This is a genomic window from Pseudomonas sp. PDM05 (genome assembly GCF_014851685.1).
Lineage (GTDB): Bacteria > Pseudomonadota > Gammaproteobacteria > Pseudomonadales > Pseudomonadaceae > Aquipseudomonas.
The window spans coordinates 81393-99166 of the sequence record NZ_JACVAC010000006.1 but is presented as its reverse complement, the minus strand read 5'-3'; the positions used below and the strand labels follow the sequence as shown (position 1 = coordinate 99166).

Below are 17774 nucleotides of genomic sequence, written 5' to 3'. Positions count from 1 at the left end.
GTCAGTTGCCAGCGCGCAGCCCTCAATCGAACGAAAGCCACGGCCGCAACTCTTTCAAGTTGCTGACCACAATCTGCTGCGCCTCTGGCGTGGTGGCCAGGTTTCGCGGGTCGATCTGATAGCGGCGCAACACGTACCGCACCAACGCCTTGCGGCTGGCGACCACCAGTCGCCCATCGGTCATGCCGAAGTCGGTTTCGATGATCGCCTGCTGCGCAGTGTTCAAGCGGCTGTCAGGGGCGAAGATGATCGGCACTTCGGTGTTCCAGTCATCATCTTGCTCGCGTGTGTACGCTGACGCGTCGAGCAGCTCCGGCTCGCCGCGCAGGCGGCTCAGCACGAAGTCACGGTACTGGCGGTTCTTCTCGCAATAGGCGCGCACGTGCCAGCGCATGCCGGTGTACACCAGGGTGTGCGGGGCGATCAGGCGGATTTCCACGTTTGGCGTGTTGAACGAAACGTACTCGGTCTCCAGGCGCAAACCGTCGCGACAGGCCTTGAGCAACGGCCGCAGGATTTCCGGACGGATTGGCCGGTCGGGCACTTCCAGCACCTTGGTGTGGGCGTAGGCCAGGGCCAGCCCATCGATGTGCGGCGCCCGTTCATTGTTCTGGTACAGCAGGTGCAAATAGGCACTGGCGCTGTCCTCGATGAACCGCGGCTTGAAGTGTTTGCTCGGTACGTAGCCCTTCAGCTGCTTGTCATATGTCAAGTTTCGGGGCGCATGTTCATTGATGTAGGTGTTGATGTCCTTGGAGGCCTGCTGGCGGCTGATACCAAAGCTCTGCATCAAGTGCCCCGTGGTCAGCCGGCCTTCCCACCAGGCGACGGTCTCGATGAGGCGATAGCGAAGTGCCAGGTCCCAGCGCACTTGCTCGATGGATTGCTTGCGTTTCATGGCTGCTCCATGTGTGTGAATACTTTACCTGTATAAGTCTACATTCTAGACCTGTCGTGAATCACTACATATCGTGTTGCTGTCTTCGAAATACCTCGAAGGCTTGAAAGGACGTGAACATGAGTATGTCGGAAGTGGTTTCGACGGGGGCATTGGTGGTGATGGGGATCATCCTGCTGGTGCTGATCCAGCATTGCCTGAAACTGAGCGAACTGTGGAAGATGGTTGCGCACTACCAGAAAGACCTGCGCTGGGCGCAGATCTGGGAAGTGGAGAACCGGGAGCTGCGCTCGGCATTACGTGCCGAGCGTGAACACGTTGCGCAGTTGCAGCGCAAGTTGGAGTTGTTGCAGGCGATGATTCCGGTTGCGCAGTACGACCCGTCGGCTTGAGCGCGGACAATTGTCATCCCCGGGCCTTTAGGCTGGGTTGTGATTTATTCTTAATGCGCGCAGCCGACCATTTCGGCCACCCTCCCTCCCCACGAAGCGCCTCAGTCGATCGCCCGTCTGCACACCGACCACCACGGTTGGCTAGTGCGCTGGCTGCGGGCGCGGCTGGGGTGTTTTCATCAGGCGGCAGACCCGGCCTAGGACACCTTCGTACGCCTATTGCCCAGCGAGCGCAAAGGGCCGCCGGCAACCCGCCTGCAACAACCGGGTCCTTAGCCGACCCATATAGAGCGTGGGCTGCATCGGGCTAATTTGCCGTCGTCGGCTGCGTGGCCACTACCAGTTGCACTTCCACTCGACGGTTGAGCGCACTGGATGGGTCTACGCCCGGTTTTGGGCGTGAGTCACCGTAGCCTGCCACCACCACGCGCCGTGCCTGCTGTGGTTCGAGCGCCTGAATCAGCAGCTTGCGAGCCTCGCGTGCCCGTGCGGCAGACAAGGTGTAGTTGTCGTCATACACCGTGCAAAAACGCTCATAGTCGGTGACCGGGCGAGACACTGGCAGGTTGTCTGTATGCCCCTCTACCAGCACTTGCCCCTGGCCGTAATCCTGGATAAAGGTGGCCACCCGCGCGCTGAGCAGGGTCAGTGCGGCCTGGGCGGCAGGGGTGATGCAGGCACTTCCTCGGGCGAAGGCATTGTCGGGGAGGGTCAGGCGGCGGTTCTGAATGTCGATGTCCACCAGATCCGTTTCGCCGGTGCGCTGCAGGTCTGACTGCATAGCGGCCAGCAGGTTGCTCAGGCTTGCCCGCTGGGCGGCGTCGCCTTTGCTGCGCTCTTTCTGACGAGCGGCCTCCATCTGCTGTTTCTCAACTGCCATCGCCGCCTCGGCCGCTTTGTTTTGCAGCACCGACACCACAAGCATCAGCATCACTACGGCCATTACCCCCGCCATCAGGTCGGAGATCGAGACCCATTCGTTGGGTTTTTCTTTCATGACCGTCTCACGCTGTCAGAGGCTCGTCGGAAGGTTTGCGTGCCGCAGGCTGCCGGGTTTGATCGGCCATCTGCTGGAGCAGGGCAACCGTAGAACCCGCCGCTTGCTGCAAGGGTTGCAGGTGATTGGAGAACTGCTGCCCGACCGTTTCCGCCAGCGCCTGGGGCAGGTTGGCGACCTGCTGTGTGCCTTGCTGCGTGCTGGTTGTCAGTGTCTTGAGTTGGGAGGACAGCTGCGCCAGGTTTTTCACCGCCTCGCTGAGCAGTTGGCCGCGCTGGTGCGGGTCGCTGCGCAACTCACCTGGCAGTTTTTCGAGCACTAGCAAGGTTTGCGTGCCTTGGGTGAGCAGTTCCTGGAAATGCCCATGCAGCTTGTCAAAGCTATCGGGCAGTTCTTTCAACTGTTCGAGCTTCTTGCCCGTGGCTCGCATGTTCCTATTACTCTCAGAGATGTCAGTCAACCCTTGAGTGATCTGTTCCCCCAGCGTCCGCATGTTTTTTTCCATCTGACTGATGGCGCCGTTGAGCTCGTCGTTGGTCGTCGTGAACATCGCGCTGGCGTTGGTCTGAGCCCTGTTTGCCCCTTCGATGTTGCGGCTCACGCTCGCCATCACCTCATTGACCTCGCCAGAGAGCCGGACTACGGCCTCGGAAATATTGTCGGTAGCCGATCGCAGGTTCTCCGACATCGTCGTGGTGTTGTGAGTGAAGTCCTGGCTCATCCGGTTGACGTTATCCATCATTCCGGTCTGCAACTCGTTCATGACATCACTCAGGCGTGAGATGTTGGCATCGAGACTGCCCTGCATCGTTTGCAGGTGGGCATGGAAGTCATCGTTGAGCTTGTCGATGGCCGCACCGACACTCTTCTCCATGGTTAATACGCTGCCTTCCAAGGCACTTGCAGATTGGGCCAGCTGCTTCGCGGCTTTACCCATGGTCGTGCCGGCTTGCTCGAGCGTATTGAGGTTGTTGGTACTGGCTGTGACGAACAGCTCCAGGCTCTGCTGGCTGGCCTGGGTATGTGCGCCAACGGCCTGTATCGCTTCGATACCTGTAGTCGACAGTGTGGCCAACTGATCAAACCGCTCATGCAGGTGAGTAGCCTGCGCGCGGTCTGCGTCGAGTTGCGCGCCATGCTGCTCTGTCAGGGTCGCCAGCAAGGTTTGGCTCTGGCGTTCACGGCGTTCACTTTCATCTCGCGCGTGCTCCCACTGCAAGGTCGCGGTCTGTTGCAGGCGCTCCGTCAACTGGTGGCCGTGTTCGAGTGTTTTCCCCAACCCGGCGAGCTGCTGGCTCGACTGCCCCAGTTGTGCCTGTAGGCGGCCGAGGCCAGCGTCGAGGCCTAGCAGGGTTTCTCCCTGGCCCTCGAGCAGGTCCAGGCGCGGCAGGTGGGCTGCGTAGCTAGCCAGTGCCGCGAGATAGCCGTCCGGCCCGCTTAGTTGTTGCAACTGCTGCAGTTGCCCGTCCAGATTGGCGGCGGTCCGTGCGAACTGTTCATCGCTGGTTTGTCCGCGCTTCAACTCGATCAGCTTGAGTTGCTTGAGTTCATTGCCCAGCAATTGGGTCTGACCGGCAATGGCCTGTACCAGTTGCTCACCGACGTTGGCCAAGGCCTGGCGGGTGAGGTGGTCGCGCAGCTCGGTTGCGTTCTTGTGCTGATCTCGGCGGTTATCGATGTCGCGCTTCATGCGGTCGACGCACCAGCCGGTCCGGCGGCTTTCTGCGGACCAGCGTGCAGAGTCCCACAGTTTCAGCGAGATAAACGCGATGATCCCCCAGGTCGAAGTTTTGAACTTGGTACCCAGGTCTTTCATCATGCCCGTGAGCTGGCCCAACGAGTCGCTCATTGCGTTGAGAGAATCGGCGTTGCCCTGCAAAATGCCCGAGGCTTTGTCCAAAGCCATGCCCAGGCCCAGGAAAGTTCCCAGTAAGCCGACGATCAACAGCAGCCCCGGCATATTGGCTACGATGCGTTCTGGCAGGGTGGCCACTGCCTGATTCAATTCACCAAGTGACCCGTGCTCGATGTCCAGCGCGCCCTTGTGCGTGCCGCCTTGCCAGTTGCGCTCCCACGCCGGAGCGCGGCCGAACACCTCGGCGGTGATCAGCGAAACCAGCATGCCGCCTATGATCACCGTGCAGAATACCAACTCCAACGGGTTCCCCAGGGCTGGCGATAGGAACTCCAGAACTGTGCCACTCACGCTGCCACCTCAACCTGGGTGAATTGTTCGGCACGCTTGCGGCAGTCGGCTTCGAAGATGTTGGCGAAGCTGATGATCAGCGATTGTTCCTCGCGCTCGAGGTCCTCCCACCTCTCGCCGTTCTGGGCGCAGCGAATCAGCAGTTCACCCACCTCAAACCCGTCGTCGATAAGGTATTCACGGTCTTGGTCGATCAGGCGCTGCTCATCATTTTCCAGTAATTGCAGAAAGCCCTCGGCGGCATAGACATAGTTGCGCTTGGCGAGGACTTCGCTGGCAAGTTTGTCCAGGCGGGCCTCGTCGGCAGGCAACAGCTTTTCGAGGTCGGCGAGCACCTTGGCCTCTTCGACCGGCAGTGGTTCGAGCTTCGCCAAATTGTTCAGGCGCTTGACGATCACCTGGTCGCGGGACACACGCTTGCCCAGCTCCTCCCAGGTGTCTTGATGCTGCTTGAGGTCCAAGCCCCACACATTGATCATCTCTTCGAACACGAACGGGATCACCGGCTTGCCGAATCGAGCGGTGGTCAAGTTGTCGAGGCGCTCCATGGCATCGTCATCGAGTTCGGCGTGGCCTTCTATCAATTGGCTTGCGATCTGAATGATGAACAGCGGCTCATCCAGCACGCTGTGAATATCCTTGACGTGCTCCATCTGCTCTTCGTACAGGGGCAGCAGTTTCTGCACGGCTCGAATGCGTAAGTAGTGCTCGAAGTTGACGAACGCTTCATCCTCGACCAGCCGGCTGATCCGGGCGCGAACCAGCTCGTAGCGATTGCTCATGGCCAGCCCTTCGAGCGCTTGGCGGCCCGACTCATCAACCTGCGCCATCGCGGCTTCGAGGTCGGCGGCACGCTGTTCGGCTTCTTTGACTTCCTGATCGTTGAGCAGATGGCGCTTGATGTCGCGGGCGCGGGCGATAACCCATTTGATCGCCGCATCGACCTTGGCTACAAGCGGATGGCTATCCAGATGCTCCAAGACGGCCAGTGCCTTGTCGAGTGCCATGCTGATGCCCTGAACCCAAGGGATCGGCACATTCGCGGCGATGGTCCTCAGCACCATACGGGCATTGGAAATATAGGGTTTGGCGGCTTTGTATAGACGCTTGACCTCTCCAACGAAGGTTTCGGCCTTGTCAGCGAGCCAGTTGACTGCCTCCACGACCTTCTCCTTGACCACCTGAACCGCTTTGCTGACAAAACCTTTGATATTGCTCAACCAGCCCATTTACCCATCACTCCTTGAGTTCACGCCCAACAATTTGCGTGCAATATCGGTACGCCCGGCCTGTTCGCCAGGTGTGGAAACTTTTAAATCATCGCGCGCCAGGAGCAATTGCTCGATGGCGCCGAGCACATGCTCAGGCGTCAACCGCCCACCGCCGCCTTCCAGCAAGGGTTTGGGCAACGCCAGGCGCAGGCAGGTGCGGATTTCCCGGCCAGAGAGACCGGCAGAGGGCTGCACCAACGCCTCAATCAGGTCTTCGCGCACCACGCTCAGCGGGATGCCCTGGACCAGCAACTTGGCCCATATCCCCCGACGTTCGTCGTCACCTGGAAGCTCGAAATGAATATGCTGAGAGATGCGGCTGACGAACGCCGAGTCGTAATTGCGAGCAAAGTTGCTGGCGAAAATCACAATCCCGGGGTGTTTCTCCAACTCGATCAACAGGGTTGAGCGCATCGCGTTGACTTCATTGTCGATGCCCTGGGTCACTGAGGAGAGACGACGGCCGAGCAGGGTATCGGCCTCATCGAGAAACAGCACCGCGTCCTCGTTGCGCGCCGCGGCAAACAGGCTGACGATGTTCTTGGAGGTGTCCCCCATGAACTTGCTTTCCAGGTCTGCGATGCTGGCATTGATCAACCGCTTGCCGATACTGCCCGCGAATGCTTCGGCGGTGAGGGTCTTGCCGGTCCCTGGGGCACCATGAAAATTGAGCAACGTGCCTCTGCCGCTTGGGTCGACCTGTGCGAAACCCCAGGTTTCATAGATGACGTCGTGATAGCGAATCTTGACTAAAGCCTCATCCAGTTGCTGGCGATTACTGGCCGAGAGCACCACGTCCCGCTCAAGGGTGAAGCGCGGTTCGCTGCTGCGTTGCGCTGCACTGGCGTCAGCGGGTGCGGGTGCGTCGGGAGCGATGAGTTCAGGGCGAAGATTTTTGTACAGGTAGTCTCTGGAAGACATGCTCAGCCCTGTCTCAAGTTATGGAACGGGCGGATGACCGAGCTGGAGGGCGAATTGCTGGGCAGGGCAATGGTGCCGCGCAGGGGAATGTTCACACGAGAATTCCATTTGTCGAAGTGATGGGCGCGAATGAATTATGGCCACTTGCCTGTATCGGCCGGCTGCGACGGTACTTGAGGTGGTGGGGAAGAAAAGCGTGTTTGGATGGGGCTGGTTGGTGCTTTAACGGCGGGGACGCGCCATTTTCTGTAACGTTCAGTGGCGCTGAGTGACCATTTGCATTGTCACTCAGCAGTCAATTGCACTCGTGCGGGCTTTGCTGTTTCTGCTTGCCTTGTATTGTCTTTGTACATCTACGCGAAGCAGTAGCGAATATCAGTAATCAGCTATTTTTCCATTTGTTCCTGAGGCTTTTTATCGAGGAACGCAAATTGGCCTTGTTGGCTTCAGGAGTCAGTAAGCAAACGGATCCACGAGGTAGGCCAAAGACCTTCTCAATATTTGATTGGATTGTTTTAACGGATGCATCACTTCGAGCTACCTTAAATCGAGTGCCGATAGGTTTTTTATCCAGTCCAAGCTCTGTGTCGTCGTAGTCAGCACTTATCTCAAGTTTCCACTTGAAAGGTTTGCTGCACAACGTTCTGCTCGGCTTGCTGATACGCTCGATCGTTACCTTGTAACCATCAAACTCAAGGTCATAGGCAATGTGATCTTCAATCCTTTTTACGTTGATTGAATTCCAGGTTGTCCAGTCTGCCGATTTGGTTAAAACTTCAATTTGACAAGATAATGGCTTTTTCTCGTCGCGGTTCAGCATCAGAGAGTCCGACAAGTCCAGCCTGCTGCGCGCAGATACGGCAATGATTTTATCGTTTGAATCCAGGCAAGTTATCTTTGAATGTGCTGGCCACTGAATCATTGTTTATAACTCCATGTCTTTATGTTGGCTTTCAAAAATATGACGCTGCACATTTTAGGCGTCGCATCATCAGACGGCCTCAGCCCCGGTTTTTTAGACCAGGGCCGGAGCGCAATTTACTTAAAGTTCAGCCATCAGCGCGGCGACGATTTTATCGTGACGAACTTGGATTGCATCCTGATCCCAAACGCTACCAGCGCTGGCAAACTTCGCTATTTCTCGTTGTTGGGCGTTGTGCTGGTAGGTTGCCAGTTTCTCGGCGAACGGGATGTTTCCCACTGCACAGTTGTGGGATTTGGACAGCAGCAGGTAATTACCGAGGCAGTTGAGGTATTCGCCTTTGAAGATTTCGTCGTAGGTACCGTAGCCATGTGGACGGGCTGTGGGCTCGGTGGAAGGAGCGATATGTTCCAGCTCTGGACGCTTGATGTCGCTATAGCGCTGCGGCTCGTAGCCGCGTTGACCCTGACCTTTCAGGTGCACTTCATATTTCCATAGCAGGTGCTTGGCGGTCGGGTGACCGATTTCAACTTCCAGCGCCTCCGCCAGCTTTTCGTTGTTCCAATAGGCCCACCACCAATTTTTTGTAGTCTTGAGGTAATCGATGAGTTCAAGGACCGGAGCTATCGACGGCGCGTCGCTGGTAAACGCCTCGTAAGCATCATTGATGCGGGAAGTGATATCCGCACGGGTGCCAATCAAGCGATGGCGGATGATCAGGCTCTCAAAGGCGACGCAAAGCTGGTTCTTGTCCGATAGGGGAAGGCCAAAGCGGTAGGCCTTGAGAATAAATGGCAATACAACCGCGATCCCGCCCAAAGTCACCAGTGAGTGGATCGGAAAACTGTTTCGCTCGTCATCGCCGAAGAAAACCGACAAATGCTCGAAACTGATAGCCAGTGAACTGGTGAAATCTTTCACAAATTCAAGAGGCGCCTCTGCTGCGAGCATCTTGTCAATCCGCTCCAGCGCGCCGCTTTCCCATAGGGAATTGAAGTGAACGCGCAAGGTGTACTGCAGCACGTCGTCTTCATTGATCCGGTATTCAATCGCCGAGATCGACTTGTAGATGGTCTCGAAGCGATTCTGGATTTCTTCGATCAGGCTGTCTTTCGCTTGTTGGTCTTCGCCATGAAGGTGGATGGCATACATGAATTGCGCCTTCACCACCTCCAGGTTGGACGGGCGCTTGCCGCGGTTGTTCTGGAAGATGAACATCTGGATGGCTTCAGCCTCGTCTCGCACCGGGTGCGTACTGCACGATGCCTGGGACACGATCCGCAGCATGTCGGTCAAGTAGGTTTCAGGCTGAGCGCCCAGCTTCTTTTTGAAGAAGTCGAACGCATTGATGAGTCGTTGGGCGGATGTGGTCAGCGAAGCAGGGGCGGCCGTTCTGGACTGGTTGATCACATAATCGACAAAGGTCTGGTTGTCGTAGTCGACCGTTTTGAAGCGGATCTGACTTTCCCGTTTGATCATATCTTTGTAGCAGTCCTGCTCATCTTCGGTCAGGGCACGCTTTGCTTGCAGGCACGCGAACAAGGCCGCCAGAAACAGCGTGATCGTGGTCAGGCGCTGCTGGCCGTCAATAACCCGATACTCTCCCTGCGTTTGTTCAAACAGGAAGTGGCCGAAGTAATAAGCGCTGCGGGAATGACTGCTGCGGTAGGCTTCCAGGTCGGAGAGAAACACCTGCGTCTGGCTGGCGCGGCTCGAACCTTCGGCTGGCGTGTCCCAGGCATAGGCGCGTTGGTAGGCGGGCACGATGATGCGGTTGTTGGCCAGCATGCTGCGAATAGTTGACGAGGCTTCCACGAGGTATGTCCTTATGAGTGGTGGCGTTTTGCCTCATCATCGCTTGAGTCGAGATTTTTTGCATGCTTGAGCACTACATTTCGCTCGGTTCGCGGCAGTTGAAGTTTCACAGCATCGAGCCATTGTTCCTGACCCGGAGCTGAAGGCCGTCACCACCGCTGAGGACGTAATCCTTGTCTTTTGCCTTGGCTGCCTTGAGTTGGCGGTCGGAGAGGCGGGGGGCTGGAGCAGGCATGAGAGCTACCTCTGACACCGTTTTGGTATTCCAAAAAATAGTACCGGATGGCTTGGAATATTATTTGGAGTACCCAAACGGCTGGAGCTCAAAAATCCTCTGCAGTGCTAATTGTCGCTTGAGTCATTGATTTTGCTGGATTTCAGGCACAAAAAAAGACGTCCGTGGACGTCTTTAGATGATTATTTGGTGGGCCGGGGTAATCTGAATTGGTTTCTTAGATATTTGATTTAATTGACTAATGTGAGTTCGTAAGTTTTTTTGGAATACCAACTGGAATACCACGAGGAGATGGAATAAGCCGCATGCTTTGTACCCGAATCTTTCAGAGCACGGCTAAAAGTCTTTTCTTTACTCGAAACCGGGCAAGCTGAGCATGCCACCTGTGGTGCGTTTGCCAAAACCGGTGGGAATTAAGATTTTTTGCTTCTTCATCTTTGCGAGTACGGCCAACCATTCGGAATTGCCAAAGCGCAGCTTGGTGTCGTTCCAGCGATGCATGACTTCGTCCACGATGGCTTCATCGGAAACCGGGCGGCCTTCGAGAATAAAGTCGTTCCAGACGGCGTAGAGGGTCACTGTCATCTCGCAGCGATCCGTATCCCAGTCCCGCATCAGCTCAATGATTTGCTCAATGGCGGCTCGCTCAGTGGCTGACCAAGCGCTGGTGTACGCCTGGCGATGTTGTCCCGCCTGCGAAAGCGGGCGGTAGGCATGGCCGACGGTCTCTCGCTCGATGCGTTCGTACCATTGATGGTTTTGCAGCTCACCCTCGATCTGGTTCATCAGTTGGCGATCATGGGGGCCAGCCACGTTGCGTAAGTAACTGCCTTGAATCGTAGCGAGCCTAGCTGCATGCTCGGCTAGGTAAACCACCTTCTGCAGTTTGCGCTGGCCAAAGGTGCGCTGGGCGTGAAGCCTGTGAGTGACTTCGGCAGCGAGCAGGGTGCGAGCAGCTTTTTGTTCCGTGGCAACGGGAGCCTGCTGGGCATCGTCGGCAAGGGCTCGTTCGACTAGGGTGTTTGCCAACTGCTCGTTCAACTGACGGGCCTGGGTTAGGCGAGTTTTGAGTTGGTCGCATATGGCCATTAGCTGGTCGATTTTTGCGACGATGCGGTGTTGTTCGCTTATAGGGGGCACCGGCACCGGCAGATCTCGAATATTATTCAAATTAAGACCCGGTTTGGCTCCGTAGCTATTTTCGAGTAGCAAAGCTCTACCACCATGCGAATTAGTAAGCCATTTATGTATGAATACTCCAAATGATCGATTAGCAAGCCTTATCAAAGCCACATGCTGGCTCACATATGCATCATCAAGAGAATCCTCAACTATTGCTGCCTTAGCTACGTTGGCGCCAGTGATGGTAATTAAAAGATCGCCCAGCTCAACTCTTGTCCTAATACCTTCGGCCGACTTAGGGAGACGAACGAAAGCGCGATTATCGAACTTCAGTTTGTCAGTCTTAATGTCTTGCGAACGGATAAAAGTAGAGCCTGAGTCCGAGTAGTACTCATTCCAACCGCGTGAGCCGCTCGTTATCAAGACGCTTAAATCGCCAAGTCGTGCCCAAGACCATCTTGCTGGAATGCCAAATGCTTGTTCCTTCTCAGATAGCATGGCGATAGGTTTTTGTTTTTTGATCTTGCCCTTCGCCACTAGCCGCGCTTTCTCTTCAGCAATCCGCTTAAGCAACTCGTTGGCCGGTTCATCGTTGGGGGCTTGGGGTACCAATTTTCCCATAACAGCCAGTTGCAGCATGGTTTGCTTGAGGGCGTCGATGCTGGGTTCAGTGGTGAACAGGGTGTGGAAGTGTTCGGCAAGGCGTTGCCAACTGGTGGAGAAGTCGGTCGCGTCGCTGGCTTGAGTCAGGCTGTCGAGCAGTGCCTGTACCAGTTGGGCATGGGCGCTTTCTGCGTCGGTGTGCTGGGCTTCCAGGTGGTCGCATAGGGCCATCAGTTCATCGACTTTGGCGACGATGCGGTGTTGTTCGGCGAGCGGCGGCAGCGCAATAACCGACTCTGAAATTTGTCCGCCTGAAAGGTGGTCAACAGTCGTATAAGCCTTGACGCCCTGAAGTTCTAGCAGTCGGGCCTGTAAAGACTCTGCGATGAATCGACAGGCAATTTCTTTACCAAAGAAAACCAAGCGACTGACTCGTTGATTCAGAAGTGAAGCTTCACCTTCCCAAGCAGCAACGCGAAATTCTCCATCCATACTTATTAGGTAATCACCGCGTTCAACCAGAAACTCTGACCGGTAATCACCCTCGTAATAGGTTCCAGAAAAAACTTGTCCTACATCCCTAATTCTAATCAGAGGCAGTCCAAGGCCAGCTTGGTTGAAACCATTAGATTTGAAAGCGAACCCAGCCTGCGAGAATGCGATGTCAGCAAGGCGAATCCAAGCCCATCCTGCCGGTAACTCGAATGGCCGATCTTCTTCAGAAATCTGTGACAGTGGTTTTTGCTTTCTAATTTTCCCCGAAACTTCAAGCTGCGCCTTTTCCTTGGCAATACGCTTAAGCAACTGACAGGCAGGTTCATCATCTGAGTTCTGCGCAAGCAGTTTCCCGCGCACCGCCAGCTCTAGAATCAGCTCACGCAGCTTTTTGATGCCATTCGGTGCACCGGCCAACAGTAGCAAGTTATCGGTCAGCAACGCCGTCATACCTGGCGCTCCAAGGCTTCAGCCAGCACGGATTTAAGCTGCTCGCGGAGGTCGCTAATTTCGCCTTGCAAGCTTGCGTAGTTACGCAGCAGCTTGTCTGGGTTATGGATTATCTGCTCGCCGATATGCGGATTCTTGCAGTCTATGTTCCAGTTGCGCGCCCGCAGTTCCTCAATGCCGACCCTCCAGGCAAATTCGTTCTCAACCCGCGCGGCGAAACCATCGACCTCATTGCCCCACCAGTCTTGTTCCACGGCAAATTCTTCGATACGCATGGGGCGAGTCTTGGAGTAGTTCTTTACGCCGGTCGGGTACTGGTGTTCGTAGAACCACACCTGTTTAGTCGGTGTGCCCTTGGTGAAGAACAGCAGGTTGGTCTTGATGCTGGTGTAGGGGTTGAACACGCCGTTGGGCAGGCGAACGATTGTGTGCAGGTTGCACTCGGTCAGCAGTTTTTCCTTGATGCGGCTTTTGATGCCTTCGCCAAACAGAAAGCCATCGGGTAGCACCACGGCGGCGCGGCCACCGTCTTTCAGCAACTGCATGATCAACACTAAAAACAGGTCTGCCGTCTCACGAGTGCGGAAGGCCGCTGGGAAGTTGGTTTCGATGCCGTCTTCTTCCATGCCACCGAACGGTGGATTGGCGACGATGCAGTGCACGCGCTCACTCGGTCCCCAGCTGATCAGTGGTTTACGCAGGGTATTGTCGTGGCGAATCTGATTCGGCACTTCGATGCCGTGCAGGATCATGTTCGTAGTGGCAAGCAGGTGCGGTAGCGGCTTTTTCTCCACACCGAAGATGCTGGCCTGCAGGGTCCGTTCGTCTTCGGCGGTTTTTACATAGCGGCTGCGTTTGTGTTCGATGGCACAGGTGAGGAAGCCGCCGGTGCCGCAGGCCGGGTCCATGACCTTTTCGTCCAACTTCGGATCGACCATGCGCACCATAAATTCGGTGACCGGACGAGGGGTGTAAAACTCGCCGGCGTTACCGGCGTTCTGCAGGTCGCGCAGCAGTTGCTCGTAGAGATTGCCGAACTCGTGGCGCTCCTGGGCCTTGTTGAAGTCCACGCCTTCCTGAATTTTGTTGATCACCTGGCGCAGCAGTTGCCCGGATTTCATGTAGTTGTAGGCATCTTCAAACACGCTGCGCACCACGAAGGCCGATGGCGTATTGCTGTACTCGTGCAGGTTCTGTAACTGGGGGAACAGGTTGTTGTCGATAAAGTCCTTCAGCGCATCGCCGGTCATGCCTTCCGGATCGGCGGCCCAGTTACGCCAGCGGCAACTGTCGGGAATGGGCGAGCGGTAGTTGTCGTCCATCAGCTCCCACTCCTGCTCGCGGTCATCGAAGATTTTCAGGAACAGCAGCCAAACCAACTGGCCGATACGCTGGGCGTCGCCGTCTACGCCAACGTCTTTGCGCATGATGTCCTGGATGGACTTGATGGTGGAGCTAATGGACATGAAGTTCTCTCAACGCGTGCCGCAAGGGGGGGCGAAATTCTACCGGATAGTGTGGACTGCTGCTTTGGCATGTCGTCGGTGCGTAGCCCTTAGCTTGCGTAAAGCTCGTCTTCCAGTTCGTGGATAGCTTTGTTGTAGCCAGCCTTGCCGCCAAAGGCTTTGACCAACTCCATGGGCGCGCCGAACTGGCTGAATGGGTCGAGCTGCAGGATTTTGATGTCCTCGATATGTTCGACGCCAGTATCGGCGTACTTATCCACTAAGGCCTCTAGAACCTGGCGGGCTGCGCCAGAATACTTGGCGAAATAGTTGCGTTTTTTCACCTGCTCGGCTCGCTCGTGGCGTGATAGGGCGGGCTGATCAAAGGCGACGTGGCAGATCAGATCGAACGGATCGAGCGGCTTGCCCTGTTTCTTTTCCACCTCTTCCGCCAAGGCTTCCCACATTACACCCTGGACGGCCATCTCCTCGATGATGACTTTCTTTTGCTCGGAATCACTCCAGCGCCGAAGGAAGTCATCCAGGGAAGCGAACTGCTTTTGTACGCAGGTGCGGGTGTAGTCGTGCAGCGATTCGGTGATCAGTCGGCCATCCGGACCGTAATACTGCACACGCTCGGCGATGACATAAATCGGGACGTTGTCGATGACGTACTTGATGCGTTTTTTGCCCTCATCTTCGCCGGTAAAATCCAGGTCATCACCCTCGTTATCGTTGCCTGCGCTTATGCCATCTTCATCGGCAAGCGGGTCATCCGGCGGTACGGGGGAGTCATCGCCTTCTGGCGCGTAGATCACCACTGGGTCTCCATCGAAGGCCGGGTCGGCAAACAGCTCGGTGGCCTTTTTGAAATCCATGATGGTGAACCAGTACTTGCCGTAGTCCTCGTTGATGCGAGTGCCGCGACCGATGATTTGCTTGAACTCGGTCATCGATTTGATGTGCTGGTCGAGCACGATCAGCTTGCAGGTCTGAGCGTCCACCCCGGTGGTCATCAGTTTGCTGGTAGTGGCAATCACCGGGTAGCGCTCTTCCGGGTTGATGAAGTTATCCAGTTCGGCCTTACCTTCCTGGTCATCGCCGGTGATCCGCATGACGTACTTGCGATTCTCGGCCACACGCTCCGGGTTGAGGTTGACCAGTGCCTGGCGCATGCGCTCGGCGTGGTTGATGTCGTCGCAGAAGACGATGGTTTTCTGAAACGGATCTGTGGCCTTGAGGAGTTCGGTAACCTTCTGCGCCACCAGTTGGGTGCGCGCCTCGATCACCAGGGTGCGGTCCATATCCTTGAGGTTGTAGATGCGGTCTTCGATCAGTTCTCCATTCTTATCGAGCATGCCTTTTGGTGGCCGCCAGCCTTGCAGGTCTTTATCGAAGTCGATACGCACCACTTTGTAGGGGGCGAGGAAGCCGTCTTCGATGCCTTGCTTCAAGGTGTAACTGTAAATCGGTTCACCGAAGTAGGTGATGCTGGATACCTCTTTGGTCTCCTTCGGTGTGGCGGTAAGGCCGACATGGGTGGTGCTGGAGAAGTAATCGAGGATTTCACGCCAGGCTGAATCCTCGGAGGCGCTGCCACGGTGGCATTCGTCGATCACGATCAGGTCGAAGAAGTCGCGGGAGAACTGCTTGTAGATGTTCATCTCTTCATCAGTGCCGGTGACGGCCTGATAGAGCGACAGGTAGATTTCGTAGGAGGTATCGATCTGGCGTTTGGCGATTTTGGTCATCGCCTGGCCGAAGGGCTTGAAGTCATTGTTCTTGGTCTGGTCGACCAGGATGTTGCGGTCAGCCAGAAACAGGATGCGTTTCTTCTGTTTCGATTTCCACAGCCGCCAGATGATTTGGAAGGCTGTGTATGTCTTGCCGGTACCCGTAGCCATTACCAATAGGATACGGTCTTGGCCGCGCGCCACAGCCTCGACGGTGCGGTTGATGGCATTCATCTGGTAATAGCGCGGCATGCGCCCGGAGCCGTCGTCGTAGTAGGGGGCTTCGATCTTGTGCTGGGCCGTTGTATCCAGCCCCTTCCACTGGCAGTAGCGGTGCCAAAGTTCGGCAGGGCTGGGGAATTGATCAAGGGTAAGTTCGGTTTCTACCTGGCCGCCTGTTCCGCTGCGGTCGTGAAACAGGAAGCCATCGCCATTGCTGGAGAACACGAACGGTACGTCCAGCGCCTCTGCATAACCCAGAGCTTGCTGCATGCCGGAGCCAACGGAGTGCTTGTTGTCCTTCGCCTCTATCACAGCGATAGGCAGGTTGGCCTGATGGTAGAGGATGAAGTCTGCGCGGCGTGCTTCTCCACGGCTGTGAAGTTTGCCTCGGACGATAATGCGGCCTTTGGTAAAGCTGACTTCCTCGCGCACCTGCTTGTGCATGTCCCATCCGGCTTGCTGAACGGCTGGGGCAATGTATTTGCTGCAGATGTCGCGCTCGGAAAGCGACTTTTTGTCCATAACCCCAATTCCCTTTCTAGCCGGCCTGGTCGCTCCATTCCGGCACTGCTGATTGTGCTCGATGGGCGTAAATGTACCTTGTTTGATAGTGGCACGGGGGAAGATCAGATTTTGGTGGTTGAGCTGTAGGCAAGATGAGTCGAGGCCATGACAGCGCGAGTGTTTTGCGTCGTCCCGATTCTTTTATCTGAGATCGTTCTCTGCCGCGGTCTGAAGATGGGTTGGGTTTGCGTTACGCGGACGACAGTGTTGTCGGATGGCTACATAATCCACTTTCCGCCCCCGACAGGGACGGATAGAGTCTATCGACTCAAGCAAATCTTCAGCGTCTATCAATCGACGCGTTACCGAACGTTTGGAAATGATCGAGATGGCAGCAGACACCGCGAAGGTAGGGCCAAGACAGCCACGAGGGGAGAAGGTATGAGCAACGTCCCCGTTAGCCTCACGCCGCCCCCCGAAGGCTATGGTGACTGGCTGGCCGACCTCAAAAGTCGTATCCACGCTGCTCAGCAGCGATCAACGCTGGCCGTAAACCGTGAACTGGTGCTGCTCTACTGGCAGATTGGCCGTGACATCCTATCCCGGCAGGCTGAGCAAGGCTGGGGCGCCAAGGTGATCGAGCGGCTGGCGCATGATTTACGCGCCGCTTTTCCGGACATGAAAGGTTTTTCGCGCGCGAACCTCATGTACATGCGCGCCTTTGCCGACGCGTGGCCGGATGCCGCAATTGTCCAACAGGCTGTTGGACAATTGCCGTGGGGGCATAATCTGGTACTGCTGACCCGGCTGAAGGACACTCAGCAACGCCTGGCCTATGCTCACAGTGCGATTACGCACGGTTGGTCACGTAATGTATTGAATATCCACATCGAAACCCGGTTGTTGGAGCGCAGTGGCACGGCGGTAACGAATTTCGATGTGAGCTTGCCCAAACCGCAGTCCGATCTGGCTCGCGAGTCGCTGAAAGATCCGTATCGCTTTGACTTTCTTGGTCTGAGCAATGAAGCGCACGAGCGCCAGATCGAACGCTCACTGGTCAAGCACGTTACAGAGTTTTTGTTGGAATTGGGCGCAGGCTTTGCGTTCGTTGGACGACAGGTACTGCTGGATGTGGGAGGCGACGAGTTCTTTATCGACTTGCTGTTCTATCACCTCAGGCTGCGTTGTTATGTAGTGATCGAGCTCAAGGCCGGCAAGTTCAAGCCCGAGCACTTGGGGCAGCTTGGATTTTATATGACCGCTGTGGATCGACAGGTCAAAAACGAACACGACAATCCCACCATTGGCCTGTTGTTGTGCAAGAGCAAAAACAAGGTTGTGGCTGAATATGCCCTAGGTGATAAGAGCCAGCCTATGGGCATTGCTGAGTTCAAACTGCTCGAATCCTTGCCGATCGACCTGCAGTCCAGCCTGCCGAGTATTGAGCAGATTGAGCGTGAGTTGACCGACATTGATCCCGCTACGGGAGGCGAGTCAGGTTAATTTGAAGTGAGCTTTCCGATGTGGAGCGCACCGCGTACCG

12 protein-coding genes and 1 pseudogene are annotated in these 17774 nt (G+C 56.0%); 2 read left to right on the top strand and 11 right to left on the bottom strand.

Annotation, left to right across the window (positions count from 1 at the left end; genetic code table 11):
- Positions 1-22: 22 nt before the first annotated feature.
- Complete coding sequence (locus IB241_RS14030) at positions 23-898, bottom strand: helix-turn-helix transcriptional regulator (RefSeq protein WP_192298952.1); 876 nt, start codon at positions 896-898, stop codon at positions 23-25.
- A 119-nt stretch (positions 899-1017) separates the two neighbouring features.
- Here IB241_RS14030 and IB241_RS14025 point away from each other — a divergent pair, with 119 nt between their 5' ends.
- Entirely contained in the window at positions 1018-1290 is a 273-nt protein-coding gene (locus IB241_RS14025; protein ID WP_192298951.1) for a hypothetical protein, read from the top strand.
- A gap of 307 nt (positions 1291-1597) precedes the next feature.
- On the opposite strand, the gene IB241_RS14020 is transcribed toward IB241_RS14025, so the two are convergent.
- The 10 genes and pseudogenes from IB241_RS14020 to hsdR form a co-directional block, all read right to left on the bottom strand.
- Positions 1598-2287 carry a flagellar motor protein MotB gene (locus IB241_RS14020; RefSeq protein WP_192298950.1) on the bottom strand — a complete coding sequence of 230 codons (690 nt, stop codon included), beginning with the start codon at positions 2285-2287 and terminating at the stop codon, positions 1598-1600.
- A 7-nt stretch (positions 2288-2294) separates the two neighbouring features.
- Entirely contained in the window at positions 2295-4493 is a 2199-nt protein-coding gene (locus IB241_RS14015; protein ID WP_318652601.1) for a hypothetical protein, read from the bottom strand.
- A complete protein-coding gene (locus tag IB241_RS14010; RefSeq protein ID WP_192298949.1) occupies positions 4490-5722 on the bottom strand; it encodes a hypothetical protein in 1233 nt (410 codons plus the stop codon). The genes IB241_RS14015 and IB241_RS14010 overlap by 4 nt, the downstream gene beginning before the upstream one ends.
- Entirely contained in the window at positions 5723-6685 is a 963-nt protein-coding gene (locus tag IB241_RS14005) for an ATP-binding protein (protein WP_192298948.1), read from the bottom strand. It abuts the gene before it with no gap.
- 382 nt (positions 6686-7067) lie between these two features.
- Positions 7068-7607: a hypothetical protein gene (locus tag IB241_RS14000; protein ID WP_192298947.1), complete on the bottom strand. Its 540-nt coding sequence runs from the start codon at positions 7605-7607 to the stop codon at positions 7068-7070.
- A 120-nt stretch (positions 7608-7727) separates the two neighbouring features.
- The gene (locus IB241_RS13995; RefSeq protein ID WP_318652600.1) at positions 7728-9422 is read right to left on the bottom strand and encodes a DUF262 domain-containing protein; all 1695 of its coding nucleotides are present in this window, start codon (positions 9420-9422) and stop codon (positions 7728-7730) included.
- A gap of 109 nt (positions 9423-9531) precedes the next feature.
- A pseudogene (locus IB241_RS27510) lies at positions 9532-9657 on the bottom strand (integrase); the annotation flags it as partial.
- A gap of 351 nt (positions 9658-10008) precedes the next feature.
- A complete protein-coding gene (locus IB241_RS13990) occupies positions 10009-12327 on the bottom strand; it encodes a restriction endonuclease subunit S (RefSeq protein ID WP_192298946.1) in 2319 nt (772 codons plus the stop codon).
- On the bottom strand, positions 12324-13793 hold the full coding sequence (locus IB241_RS13985) for a type I restriction-modification system subunit M (protein ID WP_192298945.1): 1470 nt from the start codon (positions 13791-13793) through the stop codon (positions 12324-12326). Before IB241_RS13985 ends, IB241_RS13990 begins: the two co-directional genes overlap by 4 nt.
- Before the next feature lie 89 nt (positions 13794-13882).
- The gene (gene hsdR / locus IB241_RS13980) at positions 13883-16249 is read right to left on the bottom strand and encodes an EcoAI/FtnUII family type I restriction enzme subunit R (protein WP_192298944.1); all 2367 of its coding nucleotides are present in this window, start codon (positions 16247-16249) and stop codon (positions 13883-13885) included.
- A gap of 423 nt (positions 16250-16672) precedes the next feature.
- On the opposite strand from hsdR, the gene IB241_RS13975 reads away from it, so the two are divergent.
- Positions 16673-17734 carry a PDDEXK nuclease domain-containing protein gene (locus tag IB241_RS13975; protein WP_192298943.1) on the top strand — a complete coding sequence of 354 codons (1062 nt, stop codon included), beginning with the start codon at positions 16673-16675 and terminating at the stop codon, positions 17732-17734.
- The last annotated feature ends 40 nt before the right edge of the window (positions 17735-17774 follow it).